Genomic DNA, 12,693 nt, shown 5'->3' with positions numbered 1-12,693 from the left:
GCATATAAAATGAAAGACGAAGAAGACGATAACATAATTCCAAACGACGACGAAAATAATTCAGATGAAAACCCTCTTGATGAAAATCAGGAAGGAGATGAAATTATCAACGTAGATGCTAAACATTTTGAGGGACAGCATTTTTACGAAAATCAGGAAGAAGAAGGCGAAGATGTAATCACCAAAGTAACCGGGATGTACAAAGACTGGTTTTTGGATTATGCTTCGTACGTAATTCTGGAACGTGCAGTTCCGGCAATTGAAGATGGATTCAAACCTGTTCAGCGTCGTATAATGCACTCTTTAAAAGAGCTGGATGATGGTCGTTATAATAAAGTTGCCAATGTTGTTGGTCACACCATGCAGTATCACCCACACGGAGATGCAAGTATTGGAGATGCTATGGTACAAATTGGACAGAAAGACTTATTAATTGATTGCCAGGGAAACTGGGGAAATATTCTAACAGGCGATGGAGCGGCAGCTTCTCGTTACATTGAGGCACGTTTGTCTAAATTTGCTTTAGAGGTTTTATATTCGCCAAAAATTACCGATTGGGGTGTTTCGTATGACGGTCGTCGTGCTGAACCAAATAATCTTCCGGTAAAGTTTCCGTTGCTTTTGGCACAAGGAGCAGAGGGAATTGCAGTTGGTTTGTCAACCAAAGTTTTGCCTCACAACTTCAATGAGTTAATTGATGCTTCTGTTAAAATTTTAAAAGGAAAACCTTTTACATTATATCCTGATTTCATGACACAAGGTATTGCCGATGTGTCTAATTATAATGACGGATTGCGTGGCGGACGTGTGCGTGTGCGTGCTAAAATTGCGCAATTAGACAAAAATACTTTGGTAATTACGCAAATTCCGTTTTCGACCAATACAACGACTTTGATTGATAGTATTTTGAAAGCCAATGACAAAGGTAAAATTAAAATTAAGAAAATTGAAGATAATACGGCGGCAGATGTAGAGATTTTAATTCACTTATTTCCGGGAGTTTCTCCAGATAAAACAATTGATGCATTATTTGCTTTTACTGCCTGCGAAACTTCTGTCGCACCTTTAGGCTGTGTTATTGAAGATAACAAACCCTTGTTTATTGGAGTTTCTGAAATGTTGAAAATTTCAACACACAGAACAGTAGATTTGTTGCGTCAGGAATTGGAAATTCAGTTAGAAGAATTAAAGAATAAATGGCATTTCTCTACTTTGGAGAAAATCTTCATTCGTGAAGAAATGTACATTGATTTCAAATTGTATTCTGATAGAGAATCGCTTTATAAATATTTATACGATCGTTTTGAGCCTTTCAAAAAATCATTCGTCAGAGAAATCAATGACGATGATTTACAAAGATTGACTCAGATTCCGATGATTCGTATTACTCGTTTTGACTCTGATAAAGCCGATGATTTTATCTCTAAGTTAGAAGAGGAAATGAAAGAAGTAGAGCATAATTTGGCTAATTTAACCGATTTTGCTATTGCTTATTTCACAAAATTAAAAGAGAAATACGGGAAAGGTCGTGAACGTCAGACAGAACTTCGTGTTTTTGATAATGTTGAGGCTACAAAAGTAGTTTTAAGAAATACAAAACTTTACGTAAATCGCGAAGAAGGTTTTGTTGGAACAAGTTTGAAAAAAGACGAATATCTTACCGATTGTTCTGATATTGATGATGTAATTGTGTTTTTACGAGATGGTAAAATGATTATTACTAAAGTCGACGCCAAGACATTTGTAGGCAAAGATATTATACACGTTGCGATTTTCGATAAGAGCGATAAACGTACAATTTACAATATGATTTATCGTGACGGGAAATCTGGACCTTCGTATATTAAACGTTTCAATGTTACAGGAGTAACACGTGATAAGCCATACGATTTAACAAATGAAACGGCAGGGTCGCAAGTAGTTTATTTTTCACACAATCCAAATGGAGAAGCTGAGGTAATTACTATTTTATTGCGTCAGGTGGGAACGATTAAGAAATTGAAATTCGATATTGATTTTGCCAAGTTAGCCATTAAAGGACGTGCTTCAAAAGGAAATTTAGTTACTAAATATCCAATCAAGAAAATCGAATTAAAAGAAAAAGGAATTTCGACATTATTGCCAAGAAAAGTTTGGTTTGATGACACTGTAAAACGTTTGAATGTTGATGCTCGAGGAGAACTGCTAGGAGAATTTAAGCCAAGTGATAAAATTTTGATTATCAATCAAACAGGAAAATTAAAAGTTATCATTCCGGAACTGTCTACTCACTTTGATGAAGATATGATAGTGTTGGAAAAATGGAATCCAAAGAAACCAATTTCTGCAATTTATTATGATGGAGAAAAAGAACGTTATTTCTTAAAACGTTTCTTGGTTGAAAGTGAAGGAAAGGAAGAAAGCTTTATTACCGATCATCCAAATTCGCAACTAGAAATTGTATCGACAGATTATCGTCCGTTGGCACAATTGGTTTTTGCAAAAGTAAAAGGAGTTCAGAAAGAAGATTTACACATAGATGTTGAAGATTTTATAGCTGTAAAAGGTTTTAAAGCTTTAGGAAATCAATTAACGGCTGATAAATTAAAACAAGTTAATTTATTAGAGCCATTACCATATGAAGAACCAGTTGAAGAAGTTCCGGAAACGCCTGAAATTTCAGAGGATGATTCGGTTGAAACTGAATTAGACGATGATGGGCAAATAGGACTGGTATTAGAATAAAACGAAAAAACGCTAAGAGAATTTCTTAGCGTTTTTTTTAGTTTTGTTTTCAAGTTTAGGGTTCAACTAAAACTTCTTCTTTAATCCATTTAATTATATCGTTTTCAATTCTAACGACCATTTTATCGCCATCTTTAACTTCTCCTGAAATGATTTTCTTAGCCAATGGTCTTCTTAAATGACTTCTAATGTTTTTTATAAGCCAGACACTTACGTTAATGACCAATACAGTTGGAGGTTTAAACAAACAGAATAATAAAGATCGAATTTTAGCATATAGAAATGCATTACTGACAAGAGGCAGAATAGTTACTTTTGCCGACATTAAAGCATTTGGGTTTAATCATTTTAAAAACTCAATTTTAGATATTAAAATAGAAAAAGGAACGCGAAAAGAAATCTCGGTAAAAGCTGGTTTTAGCCGAACTGTAGACATTTTTATTACAAAAAAACCGAAGAAATCGAACATTTGTCAAAAAATGAATGGGATTATTTGTGTGATAGCTTTTTGAAAAATCTTAAAAACAAATCTTCAAATGTATTTCCCTATCGAATATTTGTAGATTAAAATCAAAAATGCCAGACTTTAAATTCAGGCATTTTTGATTTAATTTGTTTTCGATTTTACTGATATTTTTTATCTGTCAACGTTTTCATAAAGGTAACAAGAGCTTGTTCCTCTTTTACAGTTAAATTCAATTTATCAAAAGGGAGTGTTTGATTTTCTACTTCATAACCCAAACCTTGTCCACCTCCTTTATTGTAAAATGAAACTACTTCTTCTAAAGTTTTAAAAACTCCATTATGCATGTATGGAGCAGTTACAGCTATATTTCTAACCGTTGGTGTTTTGAACGCACCAACCAATTGTGGCATTTTATTGTATAGATACCTTCCCAAATCAGGACTTAGTTTTTTTCCTGATGCTTCGTTCGGAGTTCCTATAACTTCATGCTCGGTTTTAGAATAGCTTGGTGGAACAGTTCCATTAAATATTGGTGTGAAATGACAAGTGGCACATTTCGCTTTTCCCATAAAGAGATTCATTCCTTCAATTTCCTGATCATTCAGAGTGCTTTTTTCTCCTCTCATATAAAGATCGAATCTAGAGTCAAAAGAATTCAAAGACCGTACATAACTTGCAATAGCATTTTGAATTTGCCAGGCCTCTGTTTTTGTGGTTTTAGGAAAAGCTTTTTTAAATAGTTTTATATACTCTTTATCTACTAAAATTTTTGCGTGAATATTTTCCATTGATCCATGCATTTCATCTTTATTCTGAATTACATCAACACTTTGTTTTTCTAAATCTAATTGTCGCAAATCCCAAAACTGGGCATTTTGCAATGAAGCATATGTTAGAGTAGGAGTGTTTCTTGCTAAATTAGATCCGGTTAAGGAAACATTTGTTTTTAAACCATCTGTAAATGCTTTTTCAGGGTGATGGCATGTCGCACAGCTTCTGTCGTTATTTTTAGAAAGACTTTTGTCGTAAAATAATTTTTCTCCTAAAAGGGATTTATCCGGACTAAAATTATATTCTTTAGAAAGAACAAATCCGTTGGCATCAAAAGCATCTTTATCAAATAAAGTTTCTATGGTTGGTTTTAAGGGACTGTTTTTCTTTACGTTTTTAATATTTTCTTCTTTCTGGAAAGCTTTAATTTTCTTCGAAATTGGATTTAGGTATTCGGTTATAAAAAAGGCTCTGTTAAAGGCATTGAAATTATTGTTTTCGATACAGTAGGTTTGTGCTTTTTGTGTCAATTTTTTTATTTCGGACAATGATTTGTTCTTAGAATTGATTTTCTCCAAAGATTCAGGAATCACAATCAAACTTTCACCAGCTTCTAAAACTGAAGATTGTAAAATTGGACTATCAAAACCTGTAATTCCTAACGAAATAACTCTGAAAACATTTTGTTGTATTGCATCCAGAACATAATCATCACTTATCGTTATTACTTCAAAAGTGGTTGTGATCTGCTTAATATTAGATTGAAAAATATGTAATTCTCTGATTATATTTTTCTTGTTTTCAATTTGATATTCTGGGTAAATTGTTTCTTCAATAACCTGAAAACCATGAGGTTCAAAAGATTTGTTCTCTTCCAATTCCATTTCATCCAATGCTGGCCCATTCATAAATCGGGCAGTTTCCGGAATAAAATATTCAATTGCCCATTCGACTTTTTTATAAGCTAATCGAGACTTCTTAAATTGAGTTAAAATTTCTTTTTGTGATGAATTGCTATTTACCAACTTTTCAAACTGAATAATTTCATTATTTAGCTTGGTTAAATCAATCAGTAAATCTTGTTTAATCGTTGTTTCTGAAACTTCATTTTTTTGGCATGAAAAGAAAAAACAAAGCGTTAAAAGTACGAAGATAAAATGCTTTAATTTCATAATAGATTGTAATAGAAGCAACCCTTATTGAAAAATAAGGGTTGCTTTTAATGTTATTTTGGCTGAATTATTATCGTTGTACGTTTCTAATAATTACAGTTTGACCACCTTCTTTATTAGTGTTAATTCCAGAACCATCAGCATTTTTAAACGCATCAGTTTGCCAAGTGTGTGGGTGAATATTTACTGTGAATGTATCCGGAACACCAATGATGTCTGAAATGTCCTCCATAGCGCCAAATTCCCAGCTTCCGAATCTCATTTCACCAGTCTGGTTATATAAAGTATTCCACGCAGTATCTGTTCTCTTATGGTTCATGTTTAACCATGGCTTATTTTGTTTTGTAGCGATGTTAAATTGCCAGATATAAGAATCATGTTTAGAATCAGCATAATAACTGTCACCATCTTCCTGAATATAAACGTAATTCTCAGTTACGCATATATTATCAGGATTGATAATCCCTGTTCCCGGTGTACTGTCCCCTTCAACGGCCAATTCCAAAGTACCTTTAAGAGGATCATTAGCATCCATTTTTAATCTGTAAACGCGTCCCCACATAGTGTAACCTTCAACCGGAGCGTTTGATGTTGCTTGTCCTGTAGCAGTGAAGTAAATTTCTCTATTATTGCTTGCACTTCCTTTTCTGTAATCTACATCTTCAACTCTTGAAAAACGAATCGCTCCTAAAGCATTTACAGTTGTATTGATAACAGCACCAGTTAGGTTTTTTGCATCTGGAATTTCAACAAATGAAACAGGATATGAATTGTTTAATTTCATTGTCGTTTCTACTTGGTTTCCGTCTGTTCTTTTTAAAGCGTATAATTTTCCATTAGATAAATCTCCAACAGCACTCATATACATAATTAATTGTCCTGCACTTGCGTGTGAAGTTGCATAAGATTGATCTTCTCCAATAAGAATAACAGTTTTCCCAGGATAAGCTTCTTTTGGAAGTGGAACCGCATTTTCCATACTTGCTTTTCCTAGTGCTGGTAAAACCCTGTCGGTTTTGCTTTTATCAGCTGATGAACCTAAAGGATTAATCCCGTGTACCATACTTTCCTGACCGCTTTCTCCAGCTGTTAAGAAAAGTGGACCAAATCCGTGCACTGCAGGAGTTGCCAAAGTTGCTGAACACAAACGTGTCATTCCACCAATTCCGTCAACAAGATAGTCTCCTTTTACAGGTTTGAATGTTTTGTCAAGATAAACTCTTGAAACAGATTGTAAAATTTCATGATTGGTAATCAAAATATAACCTTCTCCATTTGGGTCTTTCATAAGTCCGGCTCCGTCAGGCTGAGCTCCGTAAACAAAAGAAGGAGAACCTGGCAATACATCTGCACTGGTAATAAGTGTACTGATTTTTAGGCTTTCGAACCCCGTCATTGGATAAACAAAAGCAGGTACTTTTGAATGTGATGTAAAGTCAATGTCAGCATTAACATCTTTTGAAGAATCTTTGTCATCATTTTGACAACTAATTACAGAAAGACCTGTAATACCTAACAACGCAATTGATTTGAAAAAATTAAGTTTCATAACTGTTTTTTGTTTTTTTTGATTAGAGCAAAGCTATCTCTCAAAAACAAAATGTATGTTATGCTAATCTTTTAAAATTGCTAACAAATAATAAGGTATGTATTACTAAAAAGTAAATTTAATAGTTTAAATGTAAATTTAAGCCTCACAAATAAATCTTAAAAACCAGTTTTCCTTTATTTAAATAATGAGTTCAGGTTAATGGCTTTTTTCTCTTTCAGTTTTTTTACAATTTTTAGGAAAGCAATTGCGGTTATGTAAGCATCTCCCAAAGCGGTATGTCTGTCTTTTTTAGAAATATCAAATTTGTCTGCTAGATCGTCTAATGTATAATGATCTTTTCTTTCAAACAAATGAGATTTTATTAAGGTTTTTTTATACAAAAAAGCGGTGTCTAATCTATGGTTTTTCAATTCAGGTAAACCATTCCGCTCTAAAGCCTTGTTGATCATGGTAACATCAAAAACAGTGTGATGAGCGATAATAATGGAATCTCCTAAAAAAGCTAAAAATTGCTGTAAAGCCTCTAGTTCACTAGGGCGTTTCAAAATAAATGCTTTTAAGATACCGTGAATCTGAGCTGTTGATTTATCATAATGATCTTGTTCAATATAGACTTCGAAACTATTTTGAATGGAGATTACACCATTTTGCAAAACAAGTGCTCCAATGCATAAGATCCTGTCATTTTCATAATCAAAGCCTGTCGTTTCAGTATCTAAAACAACAAAACGAGTTTCTTCAATCGTGATATTTTCATCGAACAGATTTTCTTCTTTTTTCCAAAAATTAAGTAAACTCATAATTATACTACGTTTGAAACATTAAATCTTACGCTAATTAATTCCTGAAGTTCCTTTATGGTTTTAAAAGTTCTTTTGAGCTTTATTTTTTCCATTTTAGATAAAGATTCTAAGGCGATAAATTGGCCTGAATCATGATGTAAAAGCCCTTGTTTGGTCCTAAATTTCAACAAAGCTTTAAAAGAATAGGAGCAAGATAAATACAATTCACTATTAGTAGGTTCCAACTCTGCCAGTTTCTCAAAACGTTCGGCTGTGTTACTGATTCCTTTAACAGAATGGGATAGAATCAAGACACGTGCGGCATCTGTCAAAGGCATCAAAGCTCTTCTTTTTATGTCAAAATTGTCTTTGTTGGCACCGTCTTGTTCTACTAAAAATTGCCTAAAAAAGCCTGTTGGAGACGGACTTTGTAAAGCACCACTAACTAAATGAACATAAAAAATTGGATTTGCCTTTACATCTTCAAAAATAGAATCAGATAATTGACTAGCAATTTCCGTATCGCCATAAGTTACACTGTAATCAAAAAATATGAACGACAATAAAACTTCATTTTTTCCAGGATTTGTAATCCAATGATGAACCTGGCTTTTCCATTCATCCAGACTCATACACCATTTTGGGTTCGAAGCCATCATTTCAGCCGGACAATAATCATATCCAATTTCAAAAAGTCCTTTATTGACAAGGCCGGCAAATTTCAAAAAGTATATTCGGGTTTCGTCTCTAAAAACCTCAGAAACATTTTCATAAACAATTGCATTATCCTGATCGGTATGCAGCATTTGCTCACTTCGTCCCTGGCTTCCCAGGGCCAGCCATGCAAATTTTACAGGTGGCGGACTGCTCATTTTTTCAATACACATTTCAATAACACGAGTCGTGCAGGCTTCATTTAATTCGGTTATGATTTTAGAAATCAATGTCATCGGAATGTTTTGATCTAAATATCCCTGAAGCAACTGCATTATTCTGTTTCTGATAGGCTTAATCTCTTTGATTTTTTTTGCTCTTTTTAAAGCTTTAATCAAAACAGCAGGATTATTTCCCAGTGCAACCATTACATCATGTTTGGATAGTATTCCAACTGCTTTTGTATTGATAGTACCGTCTTTCGTTAAACACAAATGACTGATATTACTTTTCATCATCGCCATTTGAGCTTCCGTAACTGTCATTTTCTTCGGATAAGTAATAACTGGTTTCGTCATGATCGTTTCGGCCGTTGTCATAATCGAGTATTCTCCGGTTACGATTTTATTGCGTAAATCTTTATCAGTCAAAATACCTATTGGAAGCATTTCATCAACAATTAATATGGCTCCAACCTTCTTTTTGTTCATGATTTTGGCTACATCTCTTGCGGTAGTTGATGGCGAACAAGTAACAATTTTCTTTGAATATTTTATAGGGGTTAAATCAAAGGAATTAGTGTCTGACTGCATTGTATTATGTGCCAAATCATCGCCATATAATTTATCTTTATGTATATCAGAATAAGGATTTTTGGTGTTTGAGGCATAACTTTCGATCAGGAAATTGCCAACTGTTCTGTTCTCCAGTGCATAAGGTTTAAAAACCGCAATAGGAATGGCATATAAAATACTTTCTTCGTGCGCTACAGCTTCCATAATATAATTTTCCTGCGCCAAAAGCGGACGCAATCCAAAAATATCTCCTTCATCACACATGTCCAAAACAGTGTTTTTGGAGTTTTTCTTTAAAGCTACAGCACCTTTATGAACAACATAAAAAGAATCATGTGTTTTTTCGTTTTCGGCAAAAATCATTGCATCTTTATCTTTGTAGATAATCGAAATTTGTTCTGATAGCTTTTCTAAATCCATTTTATGTAAAAAGCTAAAAGGAGGGAAGTCCTTTAAAAAGTCGGCAACTCTATGTGATATGGTATTTTTCATGCGTGAGATTTAGGTTCTAAAATACTATTTTAAATAGAAATGTAAAAGAAACACGTTATTTTTTTATAGCCACAAAGGCGCTAAGGCACAAAGTTTATAATTCTTTGCGACTTGGCGCCTTTGCGGAAGAATTCCCAAATTGGAACTTATGATTTAGTTTTGTGATTGTTTTTTCCGAATTCGCATATTAACAAACTCAACTGCAAGTGAAAATGTAATAGCAAAGTACAAATAACCTTTTGGAACTGCTCCAATATGTTCACCAGCAAGTGTAGCATCTGATAAATGCATACTTTCAGTAATTAACATGAATCCGATAAGGATTAAAAAGGAAAGTCCTAATATTTGAATCGACGGGTTTTTATTTACAAAATTCCCAACAGGAACGGCAAATAACATCATAATTAAAACAGAAATAATAACAGCAGTAATCATTATAGTTAAAGCGCCCTGAACGCCATTTGTCATACCTACTGCAGTTAGTATTGAGTCGACAGAAAAAATTAAATCGATCAACAATATCTGAACAATAACATTTGAAAAAGATTTCTTTGCAGCCTCTTTAATCGTTTTTTCTTCTTCACCGTGATGATCTACCTTTTCGCTAATTTCTTTAGTACTTTTATAAATTAAGAATAATCCCCCTAAGAATAAAATCAAAGCCTGACCTGTAAAATCACCTTCAAACCAGCCCCAGTGAATACTAAATATTGTGGCTTTCATGGCAATCAAATACGAAATCCCCATTAAAAGTCCGATACGCATAAACATAGCCAGAAATAAACCAATTCGTGTTGCCTTTTTGCGATCTTCTTCGGGTAATTTACCGGTCACAATCGATATAAAAATGATATTGTCAATTCCTAAAACAATTTCAAGAAAAGTTAGTGTCAATAAAGCGATCCAGGCGTCAGGATTAAAAAGTATTTCCATTTTTAAAACGTATTTGTTTAATTAAACGATCAGTCTATTTTAGTAACTGTACCGCGCTGTTTTTCTTCAGAACCTACCATTCCAAATTCAAAAGTATAAGAATCTTTAGAAGTCGTTAAAATCTTCATGCTGATTGCTTTTTCCTCAGCCATGTTTTTTGGATGTTTCTTCTGTAAAACATACTCACAATCACTTACCCAGCGTACTGTTGAGGTATCTGTTTTTCCATCAAAAGTCTCGATTTCGATATTATCTTTTCGTTCAAAAATGGTTGTTTTTTTAACACCATTTACTTCAAACTCAAATTTGAACTTTCCGTTTTTAAAGTCTTTGCAATTGTGTTCTGTGTTATAACAAGAAAATAATGTGATTAACGGTAAAAGGAATATAATTTTTTTCATTTTTAAATAAGTTGTTTTTTTTAGGAGCTGTTTCCTGCTATCCTTCCAAATCTTTTGTGCCGAACCCCGGCACAAAAGGATCTTTCCTCCCATCGGGGCTAGAAGAATATCGGATATATAAGAAATAATGTTACTATAGATGCAATAATGATATTAAGAAATGCCAAAAAATATAAATTTCGTCTTCGGTTTTTATCAGACTGTTCATCGGCTAATTTTGTTCTGCAAAACCGAATCAGAATCCACCAAAGACCTCCAAAATACGCATGAAATTCTATCATTTCAATCTTTTTAGTTCATCATCTGTAAAGTTCTTGATTTCTTTTTCTTTGGCAAACTTTTCGGCATTGTAATTTCCGGATTTATTCTTCGGAATTGATAAACTTTCCCAATCGCTATTTTTCAATTGCTTGGCATAGAAAACGATTTGTCCAACATGATAAGGATAATGTGCCAATTGACGATTTACAGCTTCAATGACAGTATGGCCTTCATTTCGGATATAAATAATATCCGAAAGCTGTTCCGCTTTTAGGCTATTTAATGTATTAATAAATACATCCCAACCTTTATTCCAAACTTCTACAACTGCTTCTTTTGATTGTAAATCATTTTCGAATTCGGCATCACGATTGCGCCATTCTTTTTCTCCGTCACAAGTTAAAAAATCTGTCCAACGCGATAACATATTGCCGGAAATGTGTTTTATGATGGTTGCAATACTATTGGTGTCTTCGTTTATTGCGACAAAAAGCTGTTCTGGTTCTAATTGATCCATCGCTTTTTCACCTAACATTTTATAGTATAAAAATTGCTTTTTAACGCTTTCTAAATAGGATTCCGTTGCTTCCATATTTATACAATTTTAATGTCGTACTTATCTAATAGTCCTACAATTCCCTGATTCGAAAATTGTGCTTTTCTCATCGGATTAAATTCCGGATCAATTTTATAATTGTAAGCCGTTCTAAAATCGACCGCTGCCAATTGTGTTTCATTAAAAATTGCGCCATCCAAATCACAATTATCAAAAACCGAACTCGTTAAATTGGTTCCTATAAAAGTAACTTCTCGAACAGAACAATTAATAAATTTTGTTTTAGGCATTTTTTTGTTGGAGAAAATAGCATAATCTAAAGCGGTTTCTTCAAAATAAACCTGAAATAAAAAGTCATCACATTCGTTAAAAGCAATTCCTAAAAGTTTACAGTTTTTAAAAGTAACATTCTTTAAATTAGTACCGGCCAAACTAGTCATCGACAAATTACAGTCAATAAATTCACAGTCTAAAAAAGTATTGTAAGCAAAATTACTGTTTGAAAAATCACAGTTCTTAAAAACACAATCCTCAAACTCCCGATTGTTTATTTTTTTGTCAATATAAATGACTTTCTCGAATGTTTTCTGAATATGAATTATACCTTCCATGGATGTTTTTTGGATTTTCGTGCGTTGTGAGGTACACGAAGAATGTAGATTGAATCGTTATTTATTTGATAGGAAATGCTATAATCAGAAACACTATAAACTCTAAAACTTCCATCATTGTTAGTTTTTTGTTTATCAAGTTTGTAAATTTCTGGTTGTGTTTTTATTATTTCAGTGCTTTCAAAAATGGTATTAGCTACTTTATCTGCTATTGTGATAGACTTACTTTCAAAGAAAATATAAAAATGAATGTCTTCTAATTGATCTAAAGCATCTTTTGACCAAATTATTTTCTTCCCCATTTTTTAGCAATTTCTTTGGCTTCGTCTTCAGTATAAAAATTTCCTTTTTTGATGTTTTCTAAAGCATTTTCAATGTCTAAATTGTAAGATGCATCTGAATCAGCCGTAGTATTGTTGATTGATTGTAGAAGATGTTTTAATTTTTCTACAAAAGAAGGATCTTTTACTTTATCAATTTCTTGATGAATCCAATTTATTTCTGCTTGAATATCCATAATTGTG

13 protein-coding genes are annotated in these 12,693 nt (G+C 33.1%); 1 reads left to right on the top strand and 12 read right to left on the bottom strand.

Annotation, left to right across the window (positions count from 1 at the left end; genetic code table 11):
* Nucleotides 1-9: 9 nt before the first annotated feature.
* Nucleotides 10-2,724, top strand: a complete 2,715-nt coding sequence (locus Q7C23_RS07845) for a DNA gyrase/topoisomerase IV subunit A (protein ID WP_375031984.1) — start codon at nt 10-12, stop codon at nt 2,722-2,724.
* Nucleotides 2,725-2,779: 55 nt separating this feature from the next.
* Here the strand turns inward: Q7C23_RS07845 and Q7C23_RS07840 are convergent, their stop codons facing one another.
* The 12 genes from Q7C23_RS07840 to Q7C23_RS07785 all read right to left on the bottom strand — a co-directional run bounded on the left by Q7C23_RS07840 (nt 2,780) and on the right by Q7C23_RS07785 (nt 12,686).
* Nucleotides 2,780-3,049: a hypothetical protein gene (locus tag Q7C23_RS07840; protein ID WP_375031983.1), complete on the bottom strand. Its 270-nt coding sequence runs from the start codon at nt 3,047-3,049 to the stop codon at nt 2,780-2,782.
* 299 nt (nt 3,050-3,348) lie between these two features.
* A complete protein-coding gene (locus tag Q7C23_RS07835) occupies nt 3,349-5,133 on the bottom strand; it encodes a cytochrome-c peroxidase (RefSeq protein ID WP_375031982.1) in 1,785 nt (594 codons plus the stop codon).
* A gap of 70 nt (nt 5,134-5,203) precedes the next feature.
* Complete coding sequence (locus Q7C23_RS07830; protein WP_375031981.1) at nt 5,204-6,682, bottom strand: alkaline phosphatase PhoX; 1,479 nt, start codon at nt 6,680-6,682, stop codon at nt 5,204-5,206.
* A 176-nt stretch (nt 6,683-6,858) separates the two neighbouring features.
* Nucleotides 6,859-7,485: a PolC-type DNA polymerase III gene (locus tag Q7C23_RS07825; protein ID WP_375031980.1), complete on the bottom strand. Its 627-nt coding sequence runs from the start codon at nt 7,483-7,485 to the stop codon at nt 6,859-6,861.
* A gap of 2 nt (nt 7,486-7,487) precedes the next feature.
* Nucleotides 7,488-9,407, bottom strand: a complete 1,920-nt coding sequence (locus Q7C23_RS07820) for a DUF294 nucleotidyltransferase-like domain-containing protein (RefSeq protein ID WP_375031979.1) — start codon at nt 9,405-9,407, stop codon at nt 7,488-7,490.
* 153 nt (nt 9,408-9,560) lie between these two features.
* A complete protein-coding gene (locus tag Q7C23_RS07815; protein ID WP_375031978.1) occupies nt 9,561-10,340 on the bottom strand; it encodes a TerC family protein in 780 nt (259 codons plus the stop codon).
* A gap of 29 nt (nt 10,341-10,369) precedes the next feature.
* Complete coding sequence (locus Q7C23_RS07810) at nt 10,370-10,741, bottom strand: DNA topoisomerase IV (RefSeq protein ID WP_375031977.1); 372 nt, start codon at nt 10,739-10,741, stop codon at nt 10,370-10,372.
* Between the two features lie 98 nt (nt 10,742-10,839).
* On the bottom strand, nt 10,840-11,022 hold the full coding sequence (locus Q7C23_RS07805; protein WP_375031976.1) for a hypothetical protein: 183 nt from the start codon (nt 11,020-11,022) through the stop codon (nt 10,840-10,842).
* Nucleotides 11,019-11,594 carry a DUF1572 family protein gene (locus Q7C23_RS07800; RefSeq protein WP_375031975.1) on the bottom strand — a complete coding sequence of 192 codons (576 nt, stop codon included), beginning with the start codon at nt 11,592-11,594 and terminating at the stop codon, nt 11,019-11,021. The genes Q7C23_RS07805 and Q7C23_RS07800 overlap by 4 nt, the downstream gene beginning before the upstream one ends.
* A 2-nt stretch (nt 11,595-11,596) precedes the next feature.
* Nucleotides 11,597-12,169, bottom strand: coding sequence for a pentapeptide repeat-containing protein (locus Q7C23_RS07795; protein ID WP_375031974.1), 573 nt, complete (start codon nt 12,167-12,169; stop codon nt 11,597-11,599).
* Nucleotides 12,157-12,471 (bottom strand): type II toxin-antitoxin system RelE/ParE family toxin, encoded by a 315-nt coding sequence (locus Q7C23_RS07790; protein ID WP_375031973.1) that lies wholly within the window; start codon nt 12,469-12,471, stop codon nt 12,157-12,159. Before Q7C23_RS07790 ends, Q7C23_RS07795 begins: the two co-directional genes overlap by 13 nt.
* The gene (locus Q7C23_RS07785; protein WP_072971306.1) at nt 12,456-12,686 is read right to left on the bottom strand and encodes a hypothetical protein; all 231 of its coding nucleotides are present in this window, start codon (nt 12,684-12,686) and stop codon (nt 12,456-12,458) included. The genes Q7C23_RS07790 and Q7C23_RS07785 overlap by 16 nt, the downstream gene beginning before the upstream one ends.
* Nucleotides 12,687-12,693: the final 7 nt, after the last annotated feature.

This window comes from Flavobacterium sp. LAR06 (assembly GCF_041946075.1).
Taxonomy (GTDB): Bacteria; Bacteroidota; Bacteroidia; order Flavobacteriales; family Flavobacteriaceae; genus Flavobacterium.
This window is presented reverse-complemented; position numbering and strand designations above follow the sequence as displayed.